The following is a 26,080-nucleotide window of genomic DNA, read 5'->3' as shown; positions in this document are numbered from 1 at the left end:
AATAATTATTTTATAGAATATGAAAAGCCTAGAAAAAAGAGAATACTTTTTTGTGGAAAAATAGTGATAATTTTGCGTATTTATGCTTTGATTTATTGAATATAACATTTTATTGTAAATTCTAAATTAGCAATACTGTAAATTCCAATTGCTTAATCTTAAAAGAAAGTTTTTAAAAAAATTAGGCTGTATGCTAAAATAGATGTGCATGAATATATAAAAAAGGGGTTTTTAAAATGGCAAAATCAGCAAAATCAGATGCGAAAATTACACCAGAGCGTCTAGAAGAAGCGTTAAACGTTCGTGATCGCCTTATTATTGAATTACTAGTGCAAGTCCTCGACGAGAAGCTAGTAATTGAACGTCCTGTATTGCGTGAGCGTTTAGGGAATCTTGTAGATCTTTCTAATCACGATGCAGAACTAAAGGAAACGTTAACGGCTGTTATTAATAAGCTGTAAAAACCGCGTAATGACAATATGTAAAGAAAAGTGCTGCGAATCTTTCGTGGCCTTTTTTTTATAATCCCTTTTAAATGTTCATTGGAATGCATACTTCTGCCTTTAAATAGGCAGCATACGTACTTAGCTGATTATTCTCGACCTGTTTAGAAAATAATGATGCTGTAACTGCAGTTCATGGGCAAAAAAAGAAAAGGAGGAAAGACGTTTAAGAAGCAATATGTTGGAAGAGGATGTATTGAAATTTACGAAGGAGCTAGTAGGAAACGACTGAGGTCGAAAGAGTCGCTGGTGAAAATAATGCAATGGAACAAGATGTGGATAGGGACGATGAAGGTTATGAATCCATGCGCCACTGACTGCAATATGACGTATGGTACATTTAGGATCTTTCATGCTATATAATCCTGATACCAATGTAAATGGAATGAGCATTTTAATAAACAAGGTACTTTAATGAGAAGCATGCACTTTATTTTAAGTACTCTTCCAACTTTAGATAACATAAAGCTAAAACTAAAGTACCCTATAAGGTAGACATTGCAAGGGTGCTTATCTTATAGGGTGGATATTTAAATGAATAGACTTTAATTAACTAAAACGATCCACTAATTCGTGCATTCTCTCTGCTTCTGTGTGAAGCTCCACCGAAGAATGCATAATCGAAGTGATTGCAGACTTTTGTTCATCAATAGAAGCGTTTATTTGTTCAGTGGCAGCTGCTGATTGTGTAGCTACACTAGCAATCTCATTAATAGCGTTTACAACGATAAGTCGATTTTCTGCCATTTCAATCATACCCTGATCAAGGGAAACGAGGTGACTAGTAATACCCTCAATTGAATCCGATAAAAATGTAAAGGCATTTTGTACTTCACTAATGGATGTAACCTGACCTTGAGAAAGTTGGAGCGTATGCATCATCTTGGCATCGGAATTCACTGTATCTAACTCAATTCGTTTCAATAAATTTCTCACACGATTCGTTGCTTCGTTTGTATCTTCTGATAAATGTCGAACCTCTTCAGCGACTACTGCAAAGCCTTTACCGTGTTCGCCCGCGCGAGCAGCTTCGATGCTTGCATTTAACGCTAACAGATTAGTCTGTTCAGAAATAGATGTGATTGTCTGTACTACATTCTGAATTTCCTGCATTTGCCCCATCAAACTAGAAAAATTTTCCCTTAGCTCTTCAATAACCTGAGTAAACTCATTAGAATTTTGTTGTAGCATTGCTACTTTTTGTCGTCCATTTTCCTGTGATTTGTTAATGATACTCGTTTTTTGTGTAATTTCAGCATATTTATCTGTCGCATTGGAAATAAGGGAAGATAACGTATCCACTTTACTACTTGCCATTTCTGCTTCCTCAGCCTGAATAACCGCACCTCTAGAAATTTCTATGATAGCTTGGTGGATTTCGTCGGCTGAGGCAGTCGTTTCTTCTGTGATAGCGCTGAGCATTTCAGAGGACATTCTCATTTGTGTAGAGCTGTCCTTGGTATTGCTAACCATCTCATTTAAACTATACTTCATATCATTAACGTTATTAGCAAGAACCGCTAATTCATCATTTGTGATAATCGGAATATCCTCGCCAGTCAACTTTCCTTTTGCAATATCAGAGGTCATCACCATAATACGTCGTATGTACGAAGTCATTCTACCCGAGAAGAACCAAAAGAGGGTAACACCCATGATTGTCGCGAGTAATGTCATACCAAGTGTGTAATAGAGAACATTTGTAGCGCCTTCGTTGAAATCCATTTCATAGGTACCAGCAGCAATAATCCATCCCCAATGCTCGTCCTTTGCTACATATGTAATCTTAGGTGCAACTACATCAGGGTTTGACGGTAATGCCCAATCATAACGTACGTACCCACCGCCCTTGTTTGCCTCAGCAATCTGTTCCCGTACAAAATAACGACCGTCTTTTGTTTGGAGGTCAGTAACATTGTCACCTTCAAGTGATGGATGAGCTTCCATCATCCCATCATCTTTCAAGACATAAAAGTAGAAGTTTTCACCGTATTTAACTGGGTTATCAATTGATCTTTTGTTCTCTTCTGTTTTTTTGCCGACAATCTGCGTCCTTGCCTGTTCCTGCGCCTGTTCTAACGTTAAATTACCCTGTTGAACTTGTTCATCCAATGTTGCAATCAATTCCATCAGTCCTAAAGTCCCGTTTTTAAGACTAAGCTGCCCTACTTTGTCAATTTCATTTTTCGCGACAAAATAATTGACAGTTCCTACAAGTACCGTAGGGATTAATATAACGATTATGGCCAACCCAACTAGCTTATTTCGCACTGATTTCAACATGGACATACCCTCCGTTCTTTTCAAAGAGCCAAAGTACGTATTAATACTTTCATTTAATTATAGTATAAAATAGTATAATAGAAAATAATATATTGAAAATTCAGAAAAATAAATATGTAGAATATTTTCCTTTTTATCAGTAAAAATAAAATAGCCCAAACGAGAAATAAAATTCTTGTTTGGGCTTAACTTTTATTAATGTTAGTATACTTTATCACCGTTAAAGATTGAGTTTTTTACAATTACATAATCTACATTTCGAATTGCATCTAGCTGCTTGCCACCTGCATAAGAAATAGATGATTGAAGGTCTTGTTGCATTTCAATTAAAGTATCTTTTAGGCTACCTTTATGTTCTACGTACATTTTTTTGCCTTCAACATTTTTCTTCTCACCTTTTTGGAATTCTGAAGCAGAGCCAAAGTATTCTTTCACTAATTTACCGTCGATTTCTATTGTTTCGCCTGGTGATTCCTCATGACCTGCAAAAAGGGAGCCGATCATCACCATTGAAGCACCAAAACGTACTGATTTTGCAATATCGCCATTTGTCCGAATACCACCGTCAGCGATTATTGGTTTTGTCGCTGCCTTTGCACACCAACGCAGTGCTGCTAGCTGCCAGCCTCCTGTACCGAAGCCTGTTTTGATTTTTGTAATACAAACTTTACCAGGTCCAATGCCCACTTTTGTAGCATCTGCACCAGCGTTTTCAAGTTCACGTACAGCTTCAGGTGTACCAACATTGCCAGCGATGACAAAGCTATTTGGTAAAAGCTTTTTAATATGCTGAATCATTCTAATAACAGCATTTGAGTGACCATGTGCAATATCAATTGTGATAAATTCAGGTACTAAACCTGTAGTAGCTAACTCTTCTACAAATGAATATTCTTCTTCTTTCACACCGACACTAATTGAAGCAATTAAACCACGACCTTGCATATCTTTAATGAAATCAGCTCGTTTTTCTGGGTTGAAGCGATGCATGATATAAAAGTAACCGTTTTCAGCAAGTTTCACAGCAATACTTTCATCGATGATTGTTTGCATGTTTGCAGGTACAACAGGTAGCTTAAATGTGTGGTCACCTAGCATAACAGAAGTATCACATTCTGAACGGCTTTCTACGATGCATTTTGCGGGAATTAGTTGAATATCCTCATAGTCAAATACGTTATCCATTATATACACTCCTAAAATACGAATATTTTTAAAGAATTATTTTAAATCGTTCGTCATTTGGTAATTTACATCATTTTTAAGGAAATGTCAAAGTTTTTATCAAAATAACTTAATAATCTACTTTAGAGACATGAAAAGGACCAATTATAGAGCATTAAAAATACTTTTTGTTATAGAAAAAAAAGAATTTTATGAAGATTTACTACTTATTTTTAAGAAAGTGCAGAAAAGTTTTAACGTAAGATTTGGCTTATGGTTTATCATCCATGTACAATAGAATTGTTTCTAAATGACAAAGGAGTGTTGGAAATGGCAGTAGAGGTGTATTTAATTTTTAATGGAAATTGTCGTGAAGCTGTATCTTTTTATGAGAAAGTTTTTAAAACGGACAAGGCAGAAATTATGACATTCGGTGACTCACCACAGAATCCAGATTATCAATTGCCAGAGGAAGCAAAGGATCTTGTTATGCATACGCGACTTTCGATTTTGGGTAGTAATGTAATGTTTTCAGATACTTTTCCAGGCTCGCCGTTTACAGTTGGAAACAATGTGACATTAGCAATTGTTTCTAATGATGAAGCTCAGTTACGATCAGCCTATGAAGGGCTTAAAGAGGGCGGTAAGGTCAGTATGGAATTACAAGAAACATTTTGGAGTAAATGCTATGGCTCTTTAACTGATAAGTTTGGAATTGAATGGCAACTTAGTCATGAAGATAGAAATTAATCATCATTACGCATGATTTGAAAAGCACGATGAAGAGGGGAAAGATCCTCAACATCGTGCTTTCTTTTTGTTTAAGAAACAATTTTTTTCAGTGGATAGCTTAAGGCAAAGCTGTCGTCAAGGTTAAAGCGTTATTCCCTCTAGGTATAGTGAGGGCACTCTTTTGTGTCTCGAGCTCGCCGGCACTTGTCGCATTTAGACGAGCGCTTTGGACATTTGTCCTTAGTATTTAAAGCGTTTTACAAAGGCTTGTAATTCGTCCGACATATCGAGAAGTGATCTTGCTGCCGTAGCCATTTCTTGCATAGAGGACAATGTTTGCTCAGTTGAAGCAGCGACTTCCTCTGAAGCAGCAGCGTTATGTTTAGCGTGGTCTGTCAGCTCTATAGCAGTTGCCGTTACTTCTTCGACTACCGCAGACATTTCCTGAGCAGAAGCAGATATATCCTCCATTTTCGGTGTAATATTACGTAAACTTTCTATTATGCTCGCGAATTTTTCACTCGTATCTTGAGAAAGCTTCAAACCGTCCTGAACATCTGTAGAAGCTTTTATCATTGTTTGAACAGACTTCGCCGTATCTTGTTGAATCCCGGTAATCATGGATGAAATTTGTTCAGCTGATTGACGTGATTGTTCAGCTAATTTCCGTACTTCATCGGCAACTACAGCAAAACCTTTACCATGTTCTCCTGCTCGTGCAGCTTCAATGGCTGCATTAAGTGCAAGTAGATTTGTTTGGTCTGAAATAGCACTAATAATCTCTAAAATAGAACCAATTTCTTTTGTTCGGTCGTAGAGAGATTTGATCATGTAGTCGGATTGTGCAACAGATTCATTAATAGAAATCATTTGGTTAACGGTGCGTTCTACAGATTTACCACCTTTTTCTGCTTGCTGAATAGCATGATTAGAAAGATCTGAAACCAGCATAGAGCTATCTGCTACTTCAACAATTCCTTTTGCAATTTCCTCAATTGAAATTGCATTTTGATCAATACCCGTTGTTTGCTTTTCTGCGCTAATAGCCACCTGTTGCATGGCTTGTGTAACTTGTTGTGAAGAATCGATATTTTGTTCAGCATTTGCAGATAACCCTTGAGCTGAGATTTGTACATGATTGGCGCTTTGATCAACGTTACGAATTAGCTTTTTTAGGCTAACCTTCATCGAAATAAATGCTTGACTAAGCTGTCCAATTTCGTCTTTTGAATGAATATCAATAAACTCTGTGAGATCGCCTTCGCTAATTTTTAAGGCACTTTCTTTTAGTCGATTAATCGGTTTGACAATGCTTTGTATCATGTAAAGCATAAAAACAACACCAACAGCAATTGAAACAACAATGATGATTAAATTGATATTAAAGGTTGAGGCAGCAGCTTTCGTTGCCTCAGCAGAAAACATTGTACCAACAACCTTCCAACCTGTTAGCTTATTTGTCGTAAATTGTAGCTGACGATTATTTTCAACGATAGCACCGCTCTCTTTTTCATAAATCTTTGCGATATAGTTTTCGGTAGCTTCCATACCACTTTCTTTATCGGGCTGGGCAATATAAATTTTGTTGCTATCTAAAAGAGAAGCATACCCAGTTTCTCCAATGCGAATATCATTCGTGATGTTGCTTAATGTAGAAATATTGAGATCCAATCCGATTACACCTGAGCCGTCCTGTAAAGCCTGTGTAATGGTAATAACAATGTCACCTGAAGTTTGTGTGACATAGGGTGCAGTGATAGCTACTTGGCCTTTGTTCTCTAATGCTTGTTTATACCAAGGTCTTGTTCGAGGGTCGAAATCACTAGGGTAGTCCTGAGCCGGCTCGTCCAATAGTTTTCCATCATCAGTGCCTATGTAGACGAGTTCGACCTCTGGGTGCATATGGACATATTCGCGTAATAGCGATTTAAGCTCGGAATTCCTATCTTCTTGTAAATAAGATTGATTGAGCTTTTCTGTAAAATATTGAACGTCTTCCACTTTCGGTTCAATGGTGTTCGTAATATTAGTATTGAGCATGCGAATGCTTTCAGCGGTGCTTGCTTGCTGTTCCTTCAAAATTTGTTTACCAGCACTATGATAAGAAAAGATGCCTACAAGTAATGTTGGAATAATAAGCATAGCCAAAAACGAAAAGATGAGCTTTTTCCTTAGACTTAGTAGTTTCACTTGTTTGTTCCTCACTATTATGATGTATTGTTCTATTCTTTTCCTTAGAAGGAAATAAATATAACTAACTCATTTTATCAAAAATATAATAGAGAAGATAAGCATTTTGAGAAAGAGATACATAAATGACAGAAGTCATCCTAAAAACAAGCTGAAATGGTTTTAAAACAATTATTTTCATATCAGAGTAATTTTGGTAGATTCAACATGAAGTAGTGATAAAAAGAATAAATGATGAAAAAAACTGAATGATTTAAGCTTTTTATGTGAAGGATAACTAGCAGATTGCTGTATACTATTGTTCAAAGGAGGAGGGGTTTTTTATGATTCAACAAATCGGACAAGTCATGTTATATGTAAATGATCAAGATGCAGCCGTAAAGTTTTGGACAGAGAAAATCGGGTTTATCGTAGTAGCTGAACAGGAAGAAGCGGGGATGCGATGGATTGAAATTGCGCCATCTAAGAAAGCGCAAACGAGCTTCGTTCTTCACAATAAAGAAGTGATTGCAAAAATGCAGCCGGAATTAAATTTAGAGACACCTTCTATCATGTTTTACGCGGATAATCTAACAGAGATGTATCAGGATTTCCAGGCAAAGGGAATAAAAGTCGGTGATTTAGTCATGATGCCAATGGGTAGAGTTTTTAATTTTGCTGATCACGAAAATAATTATTTTGCATTAGTTGAAAAATAATATAAAAAAACAGCTCATAAAGAAGCCGTTTTTTCAGATTGACGACAAAAGGTATTCGGAAATGATCACATTGCGAATACCTTTTGAAATTTTATCAGAAATTTAGTTACAAATAGCCCCTATTAATGAGAGTAGTACGGTACGTTCGACTATTTTCTGCCGTTTTTGGATTTTCCAAGCGTAGCGGAAAGCAACGCGTTTCATATAGATACTTCTATTTGAAAAGAACTTTTTTATGTTAAATCCTTGCCATAAATTGACGCTGTTTGTCTTTCAACGACAAATTCTCTACCATTCCATTTTAGAACATTTTCAATATAACCTAAACCGTCGGCATGGTATCGGCCTGCTATCGCCTGAAAAGCTAAAATTTCATATGTGCCGTCGCGGTCAAAATCAATTGGATACAATCCGTTAATTGGATCAACCCATCCTTCAATCGGTTGTTTCAATGTGCCATCTTTATTATAAATTTCATCTAAATATTCCTGTCCTTTATATTGTAAATCGAGAATGTATAGTTTCTTGGGGTTCATGCTTTGGACGGAGGCTTTATAGTTGTTTTCATAATTTACCGTATACTTTAGCGTAGTATTAAAAGATTCTGTGTCAAAAATAGAGCGCACTTTTCCATTAATTGATGAAAAGATTTCACCATTGATAATGCCACCACTACCACCCGTATCAGAAATAACTAAAATATCTTCTATATGATTACCAGTAAAATCACCTAGAAAAATAGTAGGATTATAGCCCACATTTTCCTTCAGCATCATTTGTTCAAATTGGCGTGTTTGTCCGTAAAAAATAGCAAGCGTTAGATTACGCCAAAGTGGACTATCAGGCGTTTTAGTCCCCATTAAAAATACTGTTTCAAAAAAACCATCCCCGTTAATATCACCAAATTTTGTTTGAATAATTTGAGGAGCCATATGCTGAATAGAGGTAATACTTGGCGATGGATTTATATTATTGGTCATACATACACCTCTTTCTTTAGTTTTAGCATATGTTGTGAATACAGCATGGTGCATAAAATAAGAAACAAGTATCAAAAAGCCAATATTCCCCGGGTAATCGTTTAGGGATTTTGAAGTGTACAGAATTAGTCTTGTGCAATGTCCTCCAACGGATTCTTTATGGAAGTATTTAAACGCCATAGAAATGAGCTACACTCAGGTATCAAATTTGCGCCTAAAGGAATTTCAGTATTGTAATAAATAAAATTTAAAACCTATAATACTTACAAAAAAACTTGTAATTAATCATTGACAATTTAACATGTTGAAAGTATCATAATGTCAATGAATCAGAAAATTCAGTTCCGCTCATGATCTCACTATTACATATAGTTAGAGGTTTTTTTTACAACATTAATTCTTAGTAAATATATATGTTTTATATAATTTAGGAAGAAGGAGATTTTTTGAAGGATTTATTTATTAAAACAAAGCAACAGCGTCACTGGTTAGAGGAGCTAGCATCGATTGCAGAGTCAATTAAAGCTGAGGCTGTAGAGGTCGATGAACAATCTCGTTTTCCTTTTGAAGCACATAAGCTGCTTTCACAAATTGGTTATCCCAAATACACATTACCGAAAGAATATGGCGGCGAAGGTTTATCCGTTTACGATATGGTACTCATTCAAGAAACTTTAGCTAGTTATGACGAAAACGCATCACTTTCTTTGGGCTGGACATTAGGTGTTGTCGGTGAAATATATGAAAAGAAATTATGGTCAGATAACTTACTGGAAGCATTTGCACTGGAAGTAAAAAAGGGCGCTATCGTGAACAGAGCTGTTAGTGAAGTAGCAACTGGCAGTCCAACTCGTGGTGGTCGTCCAGGAACAAATGCTGTATCGACAACTGATGGTTGGCTATTAAATGGACGCAAAATATTTACAACAGCATCACCTGTGCTCGATTACTTCTTAACTTCTGCTTGGATTGAGGAAAAGGAACAAATCGGTTTCTTCCTCATTCATAAAGGTGTGCAAGGGATTTCCATTGAAGAAAACTGGGAAATGTCTGCGATGCGTGGCACAAGTAGTCATGATTTAGTGTTAAAGGATGTTGTTGTCCCTAAGGAGTATTTAGTGGAATTGCCGAACCATCCAAGTGGTGGCAAGATTAACGGCTGGATATTACATATTCCAGCAACATATTTAGGCATCGCGCAGGCTGCAAGGGACTATGCCCTGCATTTTGCTAATCATCACCAACCAAATAGTTTAAATGCGCCAATCAGTACATTACCAAATGTGCAACAGCTTTTAGGTGATATTGAACTGAAGCTCCATCAAGCACGCTTTGTACTTTATGGCGTAGCCGAGGCTTATGATGATCCAGCTAGACGTAATACGTTAACGAATGAAATGGCAGTTGCGAAGCACACGGTGACGAATATTGCTATAGATATAGTGGATAAGGCAATGCGTGTTGTAGGTGCAAAAAGTTTACAACTTACAAATCCATTGCAACGCTATTATCGAAATGTGCGTGCGGGATTACATAATCCACCGATGGATGATATGACAATTATCAAATTAGCAACAGCTGCTATTGAGCAACAGAAATCACATGAAAATCCACAATAAGGGGAAATGAGATATGTTTAAAGGAAAGAACAAAGTACTCCAATTTGCTGCAATCGGATTAGCTTCAATTGCTATTTTAGCTGGATGTAACGCAGGAGAAACTTCCAAAAAAGATACAGAGAATGGCGATAAGGTTCGTACAGTAAAGGTTGCTTACGATCAAGCATCCAAGCCTATAAGTTATATTGACGATAATGGGAATCCAACTGGTTATGATGTGGAAGTAATGAAGCTAGTAGATGAATTATTACCAGAATACGAGTTTGAATATGTAGGCACTACAAGTGATGATTTACTAATTGGTGTTGAGCAAGGGAAATACCAAGTAGGAGTGAAAAATGCATTCTTTACACAGGAACGAACAGAGAAGTTTATTTTCCCTAAAGAGTTTTTAGGGTTAAGTAGTGCAGGTTTAGTGTTACGTAAAGAAGACGAAGGCATAAAAACATTGGCTGACTTTGCAACAAAGGGTTATTCATTAGCGCCAATTGCTGCAAACAATGCACAGTATACAATTATTGATGAGTACAATAAAGCAAATCCGAACAATGAAGTAAAATTGCAAGCTGGAGATGCTTTCACTGTCGATGTCGTGCAATGGGTAAATGAAGGACGTGTGGACGGTGGTGTGATGATCGAAGGTCCGTTCAAACAACAAGTATCAGCAGAAAATGGCCCTTATCATAATTTAAAAGATGAAGTAGTTTACAACGAATTCGCAGTAATTAAAACATGGCCTTTGTTCAATAAAAAAGAACAAGAATTTGCAGATGCATTTGATAAAGCTGTAGCACAAATTAAAGAGCAAAAGAAAACAAGTGAATTAAGCACAAAGTTTTATGGCCGTGATTTATTTGAAGTGTTAGAAAACGTAAATCGATAATTATTTAAAGGCTGTTGAGTCAGTAAACTCAGCAGTCTTTCTTAATAAAAGGAACATGAAGGCAAGATTCAGAAGTGGATGCCTTTTAGTTAATCATTTATAAAAGTTGGTGAGGAAATGGATAAGTATTTTGATGCATCGTATATTTGGAACGCAATACCCATATTATTGCCGTTTTTAAAAGTTACCTTTTTAGTTGCAGGGTCTTCCATTGTGCTGGGCACATTGTTTGGCTTGCTATTAGCAGCTGCAAAGTTGAGTTCACTAAAGGTATTACAAATATTCGCAAATTTATATACAACTATTATGCGGTGTACGCCATCTATTGTCTTATTATTCCTCGTGTATTATGGCGTGCCTGCTTTAGCAGAAAACTTCGGCTTAAATCTCCATTCGATTGAAACAGCCATTTTTGTCGTTGTAACTTTCACATTGCAGTTCGCAGCAATCATGTCAGAGGTTATTCGCTCTGCCTATTTGGCCATTAATAAAGGGCAATTTGAAGCGGCTGTTAGTGTAGGGTTAACGCCATTTCAGGCATATCGCCGTATTATTTTTCCACAGGCACTTGTCATAGCATTGCCGAACTTTGGAAATGGCATGATTGCGTTATTACAGGAGGGTGCCCTTGCATACACAATTGGTTTAATTGACATTGTAGGGAAGGCAAATTTAATTATTGCGGGCAATATTAATGCACATGCTCTAGAAATATATATAGCACTAGCAATCGTTTATTGGGTGCTGTCTATTATTATTGAAAGATTCTTTACTATGTTAGAAAAGGTTTTTAGCAAGGGTAAAAGGACATTGGAAACAACGTAAGGAGGCGTACTCATGAATTATCAATTTTTGATTGAAACATTTTTTGTAGCATTATCAGGTGTGCCTATCGCGCTTCTTGTGACGATTGTTGCTTTACTCGTTGCTTTACCACTAGGTTTTTTACTCGCATTGACACGAATTAATAAAATTCCTGTCATTCATCATTTAGCGAAAATCTATGTATCCTTTGTTCGAGGTACACCAATCATTATTCAAATTTTTATCATTTATAGTAGCGTTCCTTTATTACTGAAAATTATTTTTGAAAAATATAATATTGCTTATGATATCTATAAAATCAATCCTATTTGGTATGCGTTTATCGTTTTTGCTTTTAGTACGACAGCGATTTTAATAGAGGTATTTCGCTCTGCATTGGCTACCATTGAAAAAGGTCAATTAGAGGCAGCACATGCAGTTGGTTTAACAACATTCCAAGCATATCGCCGTATTATTATTCCACAGGCACTAGTAGTGGCCATGCCGAATATTTGTACAGCAACAGTTAATCTCATAAAAGCAACATCACTAGGGTATGCGATGTCTTTACCAGAAATTACATTGAAGGCAAAAGTCGCAGCCAATGTTGGCTACAATTATGTAGAAGCATACATCGATATTTTCATTGTGTACTTAATTTTATGTAGTACAGTTGAATACATCTTTAAACGATATGAAAAACATTTAAGTAAATTCAAAGTGGCGAGTGCCTAAGGGGTGAATCAGCATGTTAGAGATAAAAAATATTCACAAATCATTTGGCGACAATGAAATTTTAAAGGGTGTCGACCTATCAATTGATAAGGGAGATGTGGTGGTTATTCTAGGCCCAAGTGGTTCAGGCAAAACAACTTTACTGCGTTGCATAAACTTTTTAGAAAAAGCTGACCAAGGGCATGCGACGTTTGGTGATATTGATGTCGATTTTCAAAATGTAAAAAAGAAGGATGTCCATGCGATTCGACAGCGTGTAGCTTTTGTATTCCAAAATTATAATCTTTTCACTAATAAAACTGCGTTAGAGAACGTCACGGAAGGGCTTATTATCGGTCGCAAAGTAGCCAAAGCTGAAGCGATTGAAATTGGGAAAAAGGCGCTCGATAAAGTGGGGCTATCAGAAAAATATAATGCATACCCAAGTCAGCTATCAGGCGGACAACAGCAACGTGTTGGTATTGCACGTGCCGTGGCATTAAACCCAGATATTATTTTATTTGATGAACCGACTTCTGCACTTGACCCAGAGCTAGTAGGAGAAGTGCTAACTGTCATGAAAAACATTGCCACAGAAGGTACGACAATGCTTGTGGTCACACATGAGATGGGCTTTGCTAAAGATGTGGCAACCCGCGTTATCTTTATGGATGGCGGCGTAGTTGTAGAGGAAGGCAGTCCACACGATATTTTCGTCAGTCCGAAAGAGGACCGTACAAAGAAATTTTTAAAGCGTGTTATTCCAGAGGATTATACATTCTATATTTAAAACATACTCACAACGATAGTAGTACAAACCATGGCCTTGGTTTGTACTACTATTTTTTATAGGAGAAAGGGGCTTGGTTCGCTTGCCTTAAATGAAATTATTTCGAACTGTGTTTGCTAAAGGGCATCTTCTTTCTTAGAAGTTAATTTTATTAGACAGAATTATCAAAAAATATTGACAAATTAGTTTTATTTTTTTATATTTTTACATATAATATTTCCGTTTGTCGGAATATATTTCCGTTGTACGGAAAAGCGAGGGGTGTATAAGGTTCTCTACGATAAATACTATTTAGTAGTTAAATAGCAATAGTCAGTTTTTAGGGGTTATGTGAATAGCAAAATTCTACTTGTGGAAAGCATTGAATAAATACCTGATTATTTGAAACAGAGTCGCGAGAATACTTTTAATACTGCTTGTTAGGGGGAAAGTATATGGCAAACCTGCAAGAAAATAAAATAGTAGAAGAGCCAAGAATTAAAGGAATCAATGCATTTGTATTAATGTTTATTATCATTTTGCTAATGACAATACTTACTTACATTATTCCGGCCGGTCAGTATGATCGTGTGGAGAGTAATGGACGGATGGTAGTAGACCCAGAATCATTCCACTATATCGATTCAAGTCCTGTTGGTTTTCTTGAAATGTTTAATAGTGTTCATTTAGGTATGCTTGAAGGTGCTTCCATTATTTTGTTTGTATTTTTATTTGGTGGAGCACTGGGTATCATGCAAAAAACAGGAGCAATTGATTCATTTATTAAAGTAATGGCTTCTAAATTTGGGAAACGGGAGTACGTGTTAATTCCTATTCTCATATTAATCTTTGCTAGTTTAGGAACTTTAATTGGTTCAGCTGAGGACACATTAGTGTATATTGCCATCATTATTCCGTTAACGATGGCACTTGGTATGGATGCAATCACAGGATTTGCTATCGTTATGCTAGGCACATTAGCAACTGGTTTTACATCAGGGATTACCAATCCATTTAACATTGGGGTCGCTCAAACGATTGCTGAATTACCAATGTATTCAGGAATGTCTTATCGAATTATTGTATTCTTTGTGTTTTATATTTTAACGGTAATATATATATCTAGGCATGCGAAACGAGTTAAACATGATCCTTCTAAAGGTATTTACGGGAAATATAAGCGAGAAGAAAGTATTGAAATCGATTTGAATTTTAAAATGAATGGGCGTCACTTATTGGCGTTGCTTGTCTTATTAGCAAACTTTGTTGCATTAGTTGTTGGCGTGATTAAATTTCAATGGTATATCAGTGAAATTGGTGGGATTTTTCTTTTAAGCGGTATTATTATGGCAATAATTTGTAAACTTAGCCCAAATAAAATGGCTGAAGGTTTTATTACTGGTGCAAGAGATATGGTAGAGGGCGCTTTAATCATAGGCTTTGCTCAAACGATTTTAGTCATTACTACTACGGGGGGGCTAATTGATACAATACTACATTTTGTTGCAAATGCGGTAAGTGTTCTACCCGCTTCTATTAATGCAGTGGGAATGTTCTTACTGCAGCTTTGTTTGAATTTCTTAGTGCCATCGGGAAGCGGCCAAGCGGCTTTAACGATGCCAATTATGACACCTTTAGCAGATTTAATAGGCGTGACAAGACAGACAGCGGTATTGGCCTTCCAATTTGGGGACGGTATTTCGAACATGGTTATTCCTACAAGTGGTGTTTTGTTGGCAGGCTTAGCCATAGCGGGTATACCATTTTCAAAATGGGTAAAATGGGTTTTTCCATACTTCCTTATACAAACAGGTCTGGCAATTATTTTATTAGTAATTGCACATGTCATGAATTACGGACCATTTTGACTTGATATAGTTCTACTGATTATGTACTGAAAAGTGATAGGAGGAATGGCTGATGATAGAAATTAGTACGTTAGAACAACAGGTGATTGCCTGGCGACAACATTTGCATATGCATCCAGAGCTGTCACATCAAGAGCATCGAACAGCACAATATATTTATAATCAATTAATAACGTTTCCGCATTTAGAGGTGAAACGTTTAACTGAAACGAGTGTCTGTGCATTTTTAAGGGGTGTGAAAACAGCTGGTAAGGGGCATACCATTTTATTACGAGCGGACATCGATGCATTGCCGATAGAGGAAGAAACTGATTTACCCTTTAAATCAAAAAATCCAGGCGTGATGCATGCCTGCGGACATGATGCGCATCCAGCCATGCTGCTTGGTGCAGCAAAGGCATTAGCCGAGCGTGGAACAGACTTCAATGGTGAAATACGTTTTGTTTTCCAGCATGCTGAGGAGGTAACACCAGGTGGGGCAGCGCAGCTTGTTAGTATAGGTATAATAGATAATGTAGATTACGCATTTGCACTTCATGTAAGCCCAGATTATGAAGTCGGTCAGTTTGCGATGAAGGATGGAAAGTTTACGGCAGCGGCAGATGATTTTGAGATTAAGATTTTTGGAAGAGGTGGACATGCTTCGACTCCTGAGGTAGCGATTGATCCGTTATTAATTGGCTCAGAGATTGTCATGGCATTGCAAACCATTGTATCGCGGAAAGTGCCAAGCATCCATGCACCTGTCTTAACGGTTGCCAAATTCCATTGTGGCACGGCTTTAAATATTATTGCTGAAACGGCAGAACTTGGAGGGACAATTCGTTCATTAGATGCGAAGGTACGTGTAGATGCCCGTGAACATTTAGTGAAAATTGTTAATGGTATTGCATCGATGCATGGAGCGACAGCGGAGATTAAATGGGAGCTTGGTTGTCCTTCTGTGACAAATGATAAGGAGCTTACAGTGTTATCACGTCGAGTAGCTGGTGATATTGTAGGAGAAGAGGGCGTCAGAGAGTTACCTGAACCGATGTTTGGAACAGAGGATTTTGCAGATTTTTCAGAGGTTGTACCTTCTTCCATGCAATTCATAGGCGTGCATAATGTAGATTTTGGTGTAGCTTATCCGTTGCATCATCCACGCTTTAAAATTGATGAGGACGCACTTATCTACGGTGTACGCTATTTTGAAAATATAGCACGTACATTATGTCCATAAAAAATGAACTCTCGCTAACATAAGCGGGAGTTCATTTTTTTATATCATATTATTTTGTATAGTTATCAAAGTAACCTTGAATATAGATCATTGGTGTACCTTTGTCGCCCGAACCGGAAGTTAAGTCAGATAAAGAACCAATAAGGTCTGTTAGTTTACGAGGTGTTGTACCTTGAGCTGCCATTTGACCAGTTAAATCTTCATCTTTGTTTTGGATATACGCAGAGATTGCCGCTTTTAATTCTTCTCCACGAAGATCAGCAAAATCGTTATCTGCTAAGTATTTAAGTTTTACTTCGTTTGGTGTACCGTCTAAGCCAGCTGTGAAGGCAGGTGAGACAACAGGGTCTGCAAGCTCCCAAATTTTACCTACTGGATCTTTGAATGCACCATCGCCATAAATCATTACTTCAACTGTTTTTCCAGTAGCTTCTTTGATTTGTGCTTGGATGCCATCAACGATTGGCTGGCAAGTGTGTGGGAATAGCTTTACACTTTCTTCAGTCGCTTTGTTTGAACCAAGTAAGCCGTATTCTGCATTGAAGCCAGAACCGTTGTTTGATTCACATAAAATATTATCAAGACTATAAACTTTTTCAGCGCCGTTTGCCACTAAAATACGTTTTGTACGGAAGCGTGTGTGAATATCACAAGTCAATACGCTCTTTGTATAATCTAAAATGGTTTTTGGGTTGTTTGAAAAGATAACTTCACAAGCAGCGCCTTCAGCTTCGATTAATTCTTTATAGTATTCAATATAATCTACACCAGTAAATGTGTGTTTTTTATAGCCGAAGTGTTCGCGGAACTCTGCTTCTGTTAAAGTATCTGTCCATGGGTTAATACCTTTTACATCTAGTTCATCGATATCAACTAAGTGATTACCAACTTCATCAGATGGATAGCTTAACATCAACACTACTTTTTTAACACCTTTTGCGATACCTCGTAGACAGTTAGCAAAACGGTTACGGCTAAGAATTGGGAAAATAACACCGACAGTATCATCACCGAATTTAGCAGCTACGTCCGCTGCTATGTCATTGATCGATGCATAGTTACCTTGTGCACGAGCTACAACAGATTCTGTTACTGTTACGATATCACGATCTTCAATTGAATAGCCTTCAATTTTTGCTGCATTTAACACAGTATCAACAACGATTCGTTCAATATTGTCGCCTTCGTTAATGATTGGACCACGAAGACCTCTTACGACTGTACCAACTACACGTTCCAAAATAATCTCTCCTCTAAATATATATAAGTATATATATAAATTAACATGATTTTACTATACCCCTGTATAATGATATAAGTAAAATTAATAGTTCGTATAATAGTTATAAGGAGTGCTTATATGATTGGCAAATTAGATTTATATCGTGTTTTCAGTGTGGTAGCTAAAAATAATAGCTTTTCTAGTGCTGCCAGAGATTTATATATGACACAGCCGGCAGTTAGCCAAGCAATGATGCAGTTGGAGAAGGAGCTTGGTACACGTCTTTTTAATCGCACACCTAAAGGGGTAACTTTAACCACAGAAGGAAGCCTTCTTTATGAATATACAAATTCGGCTTTAGGTCTTTTAGATGCTGGAGAAGAAAAGCTTCTTGAATTTAAAAATTTAACAACAGGGCAATTGAAAATAGGTGTAGGCGATACTATTTCTCGTTTCTTCTTGATGCCCTATCTGGAAGCATTCCACACAATGTATCCAAATATAAAATTGCAAATGTTTAATGGCACGACTTCTGAAATTTGTAACTATATTAAATCAGGGGAGGCGGATGTAGGACTGTGTAATTTTCCGATAGAAGATCCGACATTACAATTATCATTTTGCACAGAGGTACAAGATATATTCGTGTGTGGTGAGAAGTACAGAACTCTCGAGAAAAAGAGCATAAGTTATGAGGATTTAATGAAGTTTCCACTTATCTTTCTTGAGAAAAAATCGAATTCACGGAAGTATGTGGAGAACTATTTATTTGCTAAAGGTATTCAAATCGCACCTGAATTTGAACTTGGCTCACATGATCTCGTACTTGAATTTGCACGTAGTAATTTAGGGATAGCTTGTGTAACAAAGGAATTTTCAAAGGATTACTTACAGAGAGGACTACTTTATGAGTTAACATTAAAGGAAAGTATTCCGAAACGTAGTATTGGTATGTGTTATCTAAAAAGTGTGCCATTATCTCGAGCGGCTACAAAATTTGTGGAGATGATTGAAAATAAACAGGACCGTAAAAGGATCAATCGAAGAACCTAAAAAAAGCTTAGCGACTAGAAATAGCCAGCTAAGCTTTTTTCAATTTTTAGCCTTTCTTCGTTATAAATTCAATGAGTGTTTCAACATTTCGATTATTTTTCATGGTAGGTGCGTACAGATAAGAGAATGTCCGCATGAAATGTTGTCCTTCAAATGGCAAAAGTGCAATGTCGCCATTTTTGAGTTCACGTTCAATAACACAGCGAGATAGTAAGGATAGACCTAGCCCTTGCATTACACTTTCTTTCACGCCTTGATTGCTACTGATAGTCAGTAGAGATTGCACTTGGAGACCATTTGTTCTGAATAGATGATCCAAATAATTGCGTGTGCCGGAACCAGTTTCTCGTGCGACCCAATTTTGCTGCTGTAAATCTGCAACAGTAATGTTCGATTGCTTCACAAGAGAGTGGTTTCGGGCACTGACAATAAACAACTCATCCTGCATAAATGGCTTGATAATGAGCTCATTCTCGTGTGCCTGTCCTTCAATGAGCCCAATATCGACTTGTAATAACTTTGCGCACTGAATGATTTCATTGGTATTGCCAATAATAACTTGTAGTTCTAGTTGAGGAAATTGTTGCTGTATGCTGGCTAAAATGGGCGGTAAAATATATTCTCCAATGGTGAAGCTAGCGCCGATTACGAGCGTACCATGAATGGCATGATGAAAGGTTAAAATATCTTCCTTCGCTGTTTCAGCAATCGCCATTATTTGCTTTGCTCGTTTATAGAGTATTTCACCAGTAGGTGTAATCTGTACGGACTTTGGTGAGCGTATAAATAAAGTTGTTTGGAACTCTTGTTCTAGATTTTTTATATGCAAACTGACACTTGGTTGAGATATGTGTAAAATTTCCGAGGTTTTCGTAAAATTTTTTACTTCCACTAGTGTGATAAGTGTTTTTAACGCATCATACTGCATAGTACGTCCTCCCCTTATGATTAGAAATATTAATAATTATGATTATATATATGTATTTTACTGATGATTAACTTTTTAATAAAGTAATCATTATAAAGGATGAAAGAAGTGACCAGCATGGATAGACAACAGGGGATTAAGAAATTTCTAACACCACCTTTTATAAAGGGCATAATATTGACACTTGGAATTGCCTTAGTTGCAAAATATATATCAACTTTTCCTTTCTTCTCTATTTTGGGGCAGCTTGTCATAGCGATAATCATAGGGATGGCTTGGAGGGCAACTTTCAATGTACCAGATTCATGGCAGACAGGCATTGCCTTCTCGAGTAAAAAGTTATTACGATTTGGTATTATTCTACTTGGTATGCGCTTGAATTTAATGGATATTTATCATGCAGGGGCAAGTGTATTTCTCATCGCATTTATAAATTTAGTATTTGCATTGGTGGTTGTATATGGGTTAACAAAGATATTTCATGTAGAAAAAAAGCTCGGTATTTTAACAGCATGTGGAACAGCTATTTGTGGTGCTGCTGCAGTTGTGGCCATCGCACCACAAATTAAAGCAAATGAAAAAGAAACAGCGGTAGGTGCTGCGATTGTAGCATTACTTGGTACAGTATTTACACTTGTTTACACCTTGCTGTACTCGTTATTTGGATTATCACCGACGCAATATGGTATTTTTGCAGGTGGTACATTGCACGAAATTGCCCATGTCATAGCAGCAGCTGCTGCTGGTGGAAATGAAGCGGTTGATATGGCGGTAATTGTCAAGCTTACTCGTGTAGCATTGCTTGTACCAGTAGCAATCATCATTGGAATCTTGTATCAAAGACGGGAGAAAGGACAAGATAAAAAGGTATTTTCTCTTTCAATAATTCCATGGTTTATCTTAGGGTTTTTAGTGATGAGTGCCTTTAATTCACTTAGTATTGTACCGCCTGCTGTTGCTCAGTCTATCGTGGGCTGCGCTTATCTTCTAATTGCTATGGCGATGGCTGGATTGGGCTTAAACGTAGATATAAAAACCTTTAAACAATTAGGCATTAAAGCATTTATAGCAGGATTGATAGGTTCTGTTTGTTTATCTGTGCTTGGTTACGTATTAGTTATGCTATTTCTATAATGGACGTTCTGGTATTATCCAATAAAAAAACCCTGCATATTTAGACAAATATGCAGGGTTTTTTAGATAGAATCAGAAGATGATTTAACAGGATTCGAATAAGCGATTAGTGTGAAGCTTCGATTGAAGAAGCAAGCTCAGCAATAACAATTTTACTGCCAATGAGCGGACTATTTTCAGGCTTTGCACCTTCAGATCCTGGTTCAGGACGATGGTGTGCTGCTGCAAAGGCATCACTATTTCTCCAAGCTTGGAAATGTTCCTTTGTTTCCCAATACATATTGACGCTCATTTCGTCATATGTAGGATCATCTGTTGAAATGAGTACCTCTACTTTATGAAAACCTTCGAACTTTTGAAGAGGACCTGGTTTTGTAAAGTTAGGTGCCATTTTCGCTGCAAAGCCGGGTTTTACTTGAATACGATTTGTAACAATAATCATGCTATTACCCCCCTAATCATTTTCTTTAAAATAGAAAAAATCTGCTATTTGAATGAATTATCAATGATTATCATTCGCAATCAATGATAAGTGGCATAGGAAGTCATTGTCAATAGATAGCCTATAAATTTGAGATATTCTTTATAGGGCGAAAGGGTTCAGCGTTAACCATTATGTCGCTTGACATGGACCTGACATAATTGAATGCTATAATCAACAAAAACTAGAACGAGCTATGAACAAGGTGGAGAATGAATGGCGAAAATTTTAGTAATTGAAGATGAGTTTGCAATTAGCCAAGTACTAAAGGTGTATTTGAAGAAGGTTGGCTATGATGTTGAGCAGTGTTTTAATGGTAGGCAAGCGATGGAATTATATAAGGAGTATCAGCCCGATTTAGTATTATTAGACATTATGTTACCGGAGAAAAATGGCTGGCTTATTTTAAAGGAAATTAGAGCGGTTAGCGCTTGTCCAGTGATTATGTTAACAGCGTTAAGTGATGTGAATTACCGTTTAGATGGTTTTCATCAAGGGGCAGACGATTATATTGCAAAACCTTTTATAGCAGATGAAGTAGTGGCCCGAATTAAAGCTGTACTAAGGAGATCTGAAAGTAAAAATGAAACTACTGTAAAGAAGCAATTTGGACAGCTTGAAATTGATATGCAGGCGCATCAGGTTGTTCTTAATGGGCAAGAAATTGTGTTAACACCGAGGGATTTATCGGTGCTTCTATTTTTAGCAGAGCATCCGAATCAAACATTCACACGTGATCAGCTTATTGAACAAGTATGGGGCTGGGAATATGAAGGAAGCGATAGAGCTGTTGATTTAGCAGTAAAACGACTACGTAAAGCACTTGTAAACTGGGATGAATCAGAGGGCGAAATTAAAACATTGCGTGGATTGGGGTATCAATTAAGTGTTCACAAAAAATAAACGAATCTCTTTACTTAACTATTGGACAAGTCGCTATTTACTAACACTCTTTGTTGGTTTGGCTATTATTTCACTTATCTTTGCCTTTTGGATTCGCCATACAGCATTGGAAACACGATTAGAAATGATGGAGTTTCTTGCAGATGAATACGTTTATAGGTTGACTGATACAAGTAGACAAATTGGTTGGGCAGGAGGGCCGACTAATCCGGATTTTATAGGTGATCGTGAGCGTTTCAACATGAGTGATATTGATCCCATACTGTATATCTTAGACACAGAGGGAAACATTATAACGAGCAATCGATTGATTCCCCCAGGAAGTAGTAAAAATATAGGGGACGTACTAGATGGACAAGAAGGTGTGAAAAAGTTTACAGCGGGTGAAGGGAAAGGTGCAACCGTTCAATATGTAGTGCGCAAGAAAATTGAGCAGAATGAACGTGTTGTCGGCTGGGTACTTGTGTTAGAGAAAAAAAATAATCTGACGAAGGTTAATCAAGCGTATGGACAATTAGCTATTTTAATAGTGGGTATGGCTCTGCTTGGCTGGCTGGCGATATATTTTTTAACAAGAAGATTGGCTCGTCCAATTAAGAAAGTCGCAGTTGCAGCAAGGCAAGTCCAAGAAGGTAATTATAAAATTGATTTGCCAATTCATATTAAGGAAGAAGAAGTATATGAACTGGTTGCTTCTTTTAAGGAGATGGCAACAAAACTTGAACAATTAGAAAAAACGCGCACAGAGCTCCTTGCGGGAGTCACGCATGAGCTAAAAACACCTGTTACATCTATTAGTGGCTTGCTGCAAGCTGTTAAGGATGGCATTATCACAGGGAAGGATGCAGATGAGTTTATTAAAATGGCGCTCATAGAGACGACGAAGATGAAAACTATGGTAGGGGATTTACTTGCCTTTAATACTTTTGCAGTTGACGCAATTCCTGTGAAGTTGGTGAAGTCTGATATTAATCGTTTAGTGAAGGATGCTGTAACACAATGGGAAGTGATGCAGGAGGAAGACACTGTACAAGTAGATGCTATATTACTTGATAAGCCTATTTACGTGCATGTAGATATTGTGCGTTTTCAACAAATTTTAACGAACCTTTTGACAAATGCGATACAGGCAATGCAAGAAGGGGTCATTATGATTAGGCTGCAGGAAACAGATTCAGCAGTGAAGGTAACAGTACAGGATACAGGTGTAGGCATTCCGAAAGAGGATCAGGCCTTCATTTTTGAGCGTTTTTACAGAGGGGAAAATAAAAAATATACGGTACGAGGTTTAGGTCTGGGCCTGCCTCTAAGTAAAATGATGGCGCAGTCTGTTGATGGTGACCTGCGTTTAATTGAGAGCAGCGATAATGGTACAACCTTTGAAATAACACTGATAAAAGTACGATAAACGTTATTTGTGGATTCATGATAAGTGAATCTGCAAATAACTTTTTTATTGTAAACCAAAATAGAAAAATCAAAAATTGTAAACAAATTTAAGAAAAGATCGTTTTGACATCTTGCTGACACATTGGCTCCCTATAGTGGGAAATATAAGAAATAGCAATATAAGTGAAGGAGGAGGGCATGGAAAACTCAACCATGAAAAGGAAATTCCTAATGTTGGCTCTAGTAGCATTAACCATATTGTCAACAGGCTGTTCAGATAGTAAAAGCGGTAGTAACTATGTTGCAAAAGTGGATGGAATCAAGATTTCACAAAAGGATTTAGATCAGGAGCTACGTATTCAATATGGAGCGGAAGTACTCGAAACTTTAATATCACATAAAATCATTGAACTTGAAGCAGCAAAGCAAAATATAACGGTACCAGATGAAGTGATTCAAAGTGAGTATGAAGAGCTTATTCAATCCTATGGTGATGGAGATACATTTAAAGAAGTATTAAAGTCAAATGGTTTAACAGAGGCCGCTGTAAAAGATAATATCCGCACATATCAGTTGGGAAAAAAGGTTATTTCAGCAAGTATAGAAATTACTGATGAAGAGGTAGAGCAATATTTCAAAGACAACAAGGATAGTTATAGTCAGGAAGAGCAAGTTGAGGTGCGTCATATTTTATTGGAGGATGAGGTCACAGCTCAAGAGGTACTGAAAAAAGTACAAGCCGGCGAGGATTTCACAACACTTGCTAAAGACTATTCTATAGATACTGTAACAAGTGAAGATGGTGGAAATTTAGGCTACATAAGCAAAGGTCAAATGGATGAGGCTTTTGAAGAAGCGGCATTTGTACTTGAAGTGAATGGTGTTAGCGATATTGTGCAATCTGCAGAGGGCTATCACGTGATAAAGGTGACAGCTAAGGTGCCTGCTGAAGAAGCAATATTTGAAAACGTGAAGGATGAAATATTTGCAACCGTGCTTGAATCACGTATTGATGAACAATATTCAACATGGATTGCAGAAAAATTAGAGCAGTATGATATCGAAAACAAATTATTAATGTAAGGAGTGTTAAGCATGTCGGAACAAACTTCCTTTAACCCCAATGGCCGTAAAGAAATTAAGCATGCCATTTCTTATACAGATTACGCAATTTTAAAAAGCAAACTAAAACATGTCATGAAGTTAGATGTCAATGCAGATTTAAATGGTAAATATTTTATTAGGAGTACGTATTTTGATAACTTCATGAACAAAGTTCTTATTGAAAAGAAAGAGGGGTTTTTAAATCGTGATAAATACCGAGTACGTATTTATGGCAAATCGTTAGATATAGTGAATCTAGAACGTAAAAGTAAACGCAATAATTTAACATATAAATCGAAATGCTCGGTGACAAGAACTGAGTTTGAAAAAATACGTGTAAATGATGTTGAATGGATGGAAACAGATAATCGAGTTTTAATCCGTGACTTATTCTATGAAATAAAATATAACCAATTAAAGCCCATGACCGTTGTCGATTATGAGCGTGAAGCATATACATTCCCGTATGGCAATGTACGAGTGACATTTGATAGTAAAGTACAGTCGAGCATGCGCAATACAGATATGTTTAATCAAAACCTCCCTATGGTGGATGTACTTGAACCAAACCTCGTTATTTTAGAGGTGAAGTATGATGAATATTTGCCTGACATTATTAAATTTATGCTGCAAGCCGTTGATACACGCGCTGAAGCATATTCAAAATATCAACTTAGCCGTATGTTTGGCTAATTACTGAAAAAGGAGCAAGTGACAATGGACAAAGTAAATTTTAGCGACATATTTAAATCTAGCTTTTTAGAAAAGACCACTTCGTTCTCTTTAACGGATTCTATTATTGGATTAGTGGTAGCTTTCTTTGTAGGATTATTTATTTATGCTGTATACAAAAAAACATTCAATGGGGTTATATATTCTCATTCTTTTAATATCTCACTGTTAATTATGACCATGGCAACTTCACTGGTCATTATGGGAATAAGCTCGAATGTTTTATTATCTCTAGGTATGGTCGGTGCATTATCCATTGTGCGTTTCCGTACACCCATTAAAGATCCTATGGATTTAGTGTATATTTTCTGGGCAATAGTTTCAGGTATTTTATGCGGTGCTGGCTTCATTCCACTTGTTATTGTGGGTGCTATTTTAATCGGTCTAGTATTACTAGTGTTCGTAAACAAAATTACTATTGAAAATCCCTACTTATTAGTTGTGAAATTTGAAGAAGACATTGCTTGTGAAGAAGTAGAACATATTATTTCAACGGAATCTAAAAAATATGCATTAAAATCAAAATCGATTATTCAAGATTATGAAATTGAAACAACATATGAGGTTCGCGTTAAACAAAACGATGCCCAAATGATGGCACTAATTACTAAAGTGCCTGGTGTTAAATCAGCAGTAATGCTTAGCTATGATGGCAACTTTACAGCTTAGTAAGTAAAGTATGTTTAAATAAAGAGAAAGGGGTAA

At 36.9% G+C, this 26,080-nt stretch carries 24 protein-coding genes; 17 read left to right on the top strand and 7 right to left on the bottom strand.

Features of this window, described 5'->3' with window-relative positions; translation table 11 throughout:
* The first annotated feature begins 236 nt into the window (after positions 1 to 236).
* Positions 237 to 461, top strand: a complete 225-nt coding sequence (locus tag H131_RS18670) for a hypothetical protein (protein WP_010860684.1) — start codon at positions 237 to 239, stop codon at positions 459 to 461.
* Between the two features lie 591 nt (positions 462 to 1,052).
* On the opposite strand, the gene H131_RS18660 is transcribed toward H131_RS18670, so the two are convergent.
* Both H131_RS18660 and guaC read right to left on the bottom strand, forming a co-directional pair.
* Positions 1,053 to 2,786, bottom strand: coding sequence for a methyl-accepting chemotaxis protein (locus H131_RS18660; protein ID WP_010860682.1), 1,734 nt, complete (start codon positions 2,784 to 2,786; stop codon positions 1,053 to 1,055).
* A 201-nt stretch (positions 2,787 to 2,987) separates the two neighbouring features.
* A complete protein-coding gene (guaC, locus tag H131_RS18655) occupies positions 2,988 to 3,971 on the bottom strand; it encodes a GMP reductase (protein ID WP_010860681.1) in 984 nt (327 codons plus the stop codon).
* Positions 3,972 to 4,280: 309 nt separating this feature from the next.
* Here guaC and H131_RS18650 point away from each other — a divergent pair, with 309 nt between their 5' ends.
* A complete protein-coding gene (locus H131_RS18650; protein WP_010860680.1) occupies positions 4,281 to 4,700 on the top strand; it encodes a VOC family protein in 420 nt (139 codons plus the stop codon).
* Between the two features lie 222 nt (positions 4,701 to 4,922).
* Here the strand turns inward: H131_RS18650 and H131_RS18645 are convergent, their stop codons facing one another.
* A complete protein-coding gene (locus tag H131_RS18645; protein WP_010860679.1) occupies positions 4,923 to 6,872 on the bottom strand; it encodes a methyl-accepting chemotaxis protein in 1,950 nt (649 codons plus the stop codon).
* Between the two features lie 323 nt (positions 6,873 to 7,195).
* Here H131_RS18645 and H131_RS18640 point away from each other — a divergent pair, with 323 nt between their 5' ends.
* Positions 7,196 to 7,570: a VOC family protein gene (locus H131_RS18640; RefSeq protein ID WP_010860678.1), complete on the top strand. Its 375-nt coding sequence runs from the start codon at positions 7,196 to 7,198 to the stop codon at positions 7,568 to 7,570.
* 233 nt (positions 7,571 to 7,803) lie between these two features.
* Here H131_RS18640 and H131_RS18635 read toward each other — a convergent pair whose 3' ends face one another.
* Entirely contained in the window at positions 7,804 to 8,550 is a 747-nt protein-coding gene (locus H131_RS18635) for a hypothetical protein (protein WP_010860677.1), read from the bottom strand.
* 446 nt (positions 8,551 to 8,996) lie between these two features.
* On the opposite strand from H131_RS18635, the gene H131_RS18630 reads away from it, so the two are divergent.
* From H131_RS18630 to H131_RS18600, 7 genes are all read left to right on the top strand, one after another.
* Positions 8,997 to 10,169: an acyl-CoA dehydrogenase family protein gene (locus H131_RS18630; RefSeq protein WP_010860676.1), complete on the top strand. Its 1,173-nt coding sequence runs from the start codon at positions 8,997 to 8,999 to the stop codon at positions 10,167 to 10,169.
* 13 nt (positions 10,170 to 10,182) lie between these two features.
* Complete coding sequence (locus tag H131_RS18625) at positions 10,183 to 11,052, top strand: transporter substrate-binding domain-containing protein (RefSeq protein ID WP_010860675.1); 870 nt, start codon at positions 10,183 to 10,185, stop codon at positions 11,050 to 11,052.
* Positions 11,053 to 11,169: 117 nt separating this feature from the next.
* On the top strand, positions 11,170 to 11,877 hold the full coding sequence (locus H131_RS18620; RefSeq protein WP_010860674.1) for an amino acid ABC transporter permease: 708 nt from the start codon (positions 11,170 to 11,172) through the stop codon (positions 11,875 to 11,877).
* A 12-nt stretch (positions 11,878 to 11,889) separates the two neighbouring features.
* Entirely contained in the window at positions 11,890 to 12,591 is a 702-nt protein-coding gene (locus tag H131_RS18615; RefSeq protein ID WP_010860673.1) for an amino acid ABC transporter permease, read from the top strand.
* Positions 12,592 to 12,604: 13 nt separating this feature from the next.
* Entirely contained in the window at positions 12,605 to 13,360 is a 756-nt protein-coding gene (locus H131_RS18610) for an amino acid ABC transporter ATP-binding protein (protein WP_010860672.1), read from the top strand.
* Positions 13,361 to 13,794: 434 nt separating this feature from the next.
* A complete protein-coding gene (locus tag H131_RS18605) occupies positions 13,795 to 15,207 on the top strand; it encodes a YfcC family protein (RefSeq protein WP_010860671.1) in 1,413 nt (470 codons plus the stop codon).
* Positions 15,208 to 15,259: 52 nt separating this feature from the next.
* Positions 15,260 to 16,429, top strand: coding sequence for a M20 metallopeptidase family protein (locus H131_RS18600; protein ID WP_010860670.1), 1,170 nt, complete (start codon positions 15,260 to 15,262; stop codon positions 16,427 to 16,429).
* 49 nt (positions 16,430 to 16,478) lie between these two features.
* Here H131_RS18600 and H131_RS18595 read toward each other — a convergent pair whose 3' ends face one another.
* Entirely contained in the window at positions 16,479 to 17,669 is a 1,191-nt protein-coding gene (locus tag H131_RS18595) for a coenzyme F420-0:L-glutamate ligase (RefSeq protein WP_010860669.1), read from the bottom strand.
* A gap of 120 nt (positions 17,670 to 17,789) precedes the next feature.
* Here H131_RS18595 and H131_RS18590 point away from each other — a divergent pair, with 120 nt between their 5' ends.
* Positions 17,790 to 18,704: a LysR family transcriptional regulator gene (locus tag H131_RS18590; protein WP_010860668.1), complete on the top strand. Its 915-nt coding sequence runs from the start codon at positions 17,790 to 17,792 to the stop codon at positions 18,702 to 18,704.
* Between the two features lie 46 nt (positions 18,705 to 18,750).
* On the opposite strand, the gene H131_RS18585 is transcribed toward H131_RS18590, so the two are convergent.
* Entirely contained in the window at positions 18,751 to 19,632 is an 882-nt protein-coding gene (locus H131_RS18585) for a LysR family transcriptional regulator (protein WP_010860667.1), read from the bottom strand.
* Between the two features lie 117 nt (positions 19,633 to 19,749).
* On the opposite strand from H131_RS18585, the gene H131_RS18580 reads away from it, so the two are divergent.
* Positions 19,750 to 20,766 (top strand): YeiH family protein, encoded by a 1,017-nt coding sequence (locus H131_RS18580; protein ID WP_010860666.1) that lies wholly within the window; start codon positions 19,750 to 19,752, stop codon positions 20,764 to 20,766.
* Positions 20,767 to 20,872: 106 nt separating this feature from the next.
* On the opposite strand, the gene H131_RS18575 is transcribed toward H131_RS18580, so the two are convergent.
* Positions 20,873 to 21,208 (bottom strand): heme oxygenase, encoded by a 336-nt coding sequence (locus tag H131_RS18575; protein ID WP_010860665.1) that lies wholly within the window; start codon positions 21,206 to 21,208, stop codon positions 20,873 to 20,875.
* Between the two features lie 255 nt (positions 21,209 to 21,463).
* On the opposite strand from H131_RS18575, the gene H131_RS18570 reads away from it, so the two are divergent.
* From H131_RS18570 to H131_RS18550, 5 genes are all read left to right on the top strand, one after another.
* Positions 21,464 to 22,150: a response regulator transcription factor gene (locus tag H131_RS18570; protein WP_010860664.1), complete on the top strand. Its 687-nt coding sequence runs from the start codon at positions 21,464 to 21,466 to the stop codon at positions 22,148 to 22,150.
* Positions 22,134 to 23,558 (top strand): sensor histidine kinase, encoded by a 1,425-nt coding sequence (locus H131_RS18565; protein ID WP_010860663.1) that lies wholly within the window; start codon positions 22,134 to 22,136, stop codon positions 23,556 to 23,558. The genes H131_RS18570 and H131_RS18565 overlap by 17 nt, the downstream gene beginning before the upstream one ends.
* Before the next feature lie 179 nt (positions 23,559 to 23,737).
* The gene (locus tag H131_RS18560; protein ID WP_010860662.1) at positions 23,738 to 24,622 is read left to right on the top strand and encodes a peptidyl-prolyl cis-trans isomerase; all 885 of its coding nucleotides are present in this window, start codon (positions 23,738 to 23,740) and stop codon (positions 24,620 to 24,622) included.
* Between the two features lie 12 nt (positions 24,623 to 24,634).
* Complete coding sequence (locus H131_RS18555) at positions 24,635 to 25,336, top strand: polyphosphate polymerase domain-containing protein (protein WP_010860661.1); 702 nt, start codon at positions 24,635 to 24,637, stop codon at positions 25,334 to 25,336.
* Between the two features lie 24 nt (positions 25,337 to 25,360).
* Complete coding sequence (locus H131_RS18550; protein WP_010860660.1) at positions 25,361 to 26,044, top strand: DUF4956 domain-containing protein; 684 nt, start codon at positions 25,361 to 25,363, stop codon at positions 26,042 to 26,044.
* The last annotated feature ends 36 nt before the right edge of the window (positions 26,045 to 26,080 follow it).

Origin of the sequence: Lysinibacillus sphaericus OT4b.31 (assembly GCF_000392615.1) — a bacterium.
Lineage (GTDB): Bacteria > Bacillota > Bacilli > Bacillales_A > Planococcaceae > Lysinibacillus > Lysinibacillus sphaericus_B.
This window is presented reverse-complemented; position numbering and strand designations above follow the sequence as displayed.

Coding starts and splice junctions, on each gene's coding strand:
- H131_RS18635 (WP_010860677.1), bottom strand. CDS start 8,550: ATGACCAATAATATAAATCCATCGCCAAGTATTACCTCTATTCAGCAT.
- H131_RS18560 (WP_010860662.1), top strand. CDS start 23,738: ATGGAAAACTCAACCATGAAAAGGAAATTCCTAATGTTGGCTCTAGTA.
- H131_RS18605 (WP_010860671.1), top strand. CDS start 13,795: ATGGCAAACCTGCAAGAAAATAAAATAGTAGAAGAGCCAAGAATTAAA.
- H131_RS18555 (WP_010860661.1), top strand. CDS start 24,635: ATGTCGGAACAAACTTCCTTTAACCCCAATGGCCGTAAAGAAATTAAG.
- H131_RS18585 (WP_010860667.1), bottom strand. CDS start 19,632: ATGCAGTATGATGCGTTAAAAACACTTATCACACTAGTGGAAGTAAAA.
- H131_RS18650 (WP_010860680.1), top strand. CDS start 4,281: ATGGCAGTAGAGGTGTATTTAATTTTTAATGGAAATTGTCGTGAAGCT.
- H131_RS18590 (WP_010860668.1), top strand. CDS start 17,790: ATGATTGGCAAATTAGATTTATATCGTGTTTTCAGTGTGGTAGCTAAA.
- H131_RS18600 (WP_010860670.1), top strand. CDS start 15,260: ATGATAGAAATTAGTACGTTAGAACAACAGGTGATTGCCTGGCGACAA.
- H131_RS18660 (WP_010860682.1), bottom strand. CDS start 2,786: ATGTTGAAATCAGTGCGAAATAAGCTAGTTGGGTTGGCCATAATCGTT.
- H131_RS18615 (WP_010860673.1), top strand. CDS start 11,890: ATGAATTATCAATTTTTGATTGAAACATTTTTTGTAGCATTATCAGGT.
- H131_RS18575 (WP_010860665.1), bottom strand. CDS start 21,208: ATGATTATTGTTACAAATCGTATTCAAGTAAAACCCGGCTTTGCAGCG.
- H131_RS18550 (WP_010860660.1), top strand. CDS start 25,361: ATGGACAAAGTAAATTTTAGCGACATATTTAAATCTAGCTTTTTAGAA.
- H131_RS18640 (WP_010860678.1), top strand. CDS start 7,196: ATGATTCAACAAATCGGACAAGTCATGTTATATGTAAATGATCAAGAT.
- H131_RS18625 (WP_010860675.1), top strand. CDS start 10,183: ATGTTTAAAGGAAAGAACAAAGTACTCCAATTTGCTGCAATCGGATTA.
- H131_RS18610 (WP_010860672.1), top strand. CDS start 12,605: ATGTTAGAGATAAAAAATATTCACAAATCATTTGGCGACAATGAAATT.
- H131_RS18620 (WP_010860674.1), top strand. CDS start 11,170: ATGGATAAGTATTTTGATGCATCGTATATTTGGAACGCAATACCCATA.
- H131_RS18670 (WP_010860684.1), top strand. CDS start 237: ATGGCAAAATCAGCAAAATCAGATGCGAAAATTACACCAGAGCGTCTA.
- H131_RS18580 (WP_010860666.1), top strand. CDS start 19,750: ATGGATAGACAACAGGGGATTAAGAAATTTCTAACACCACCTTTTATA.
- guaC (WP_010860681.1), bottom strand. CDS start 3,971: ATGGATAACGTATTTGACTATGAGGATATTCAACTAATTCCCGCAAAA.
- H131_RS18570 (WP_010860664.1), top strand. CDS start 21,464: ATGGCGAAAATTTTAGTAATTGAAGATGAGTTTGCAATTAGCCAAGTA.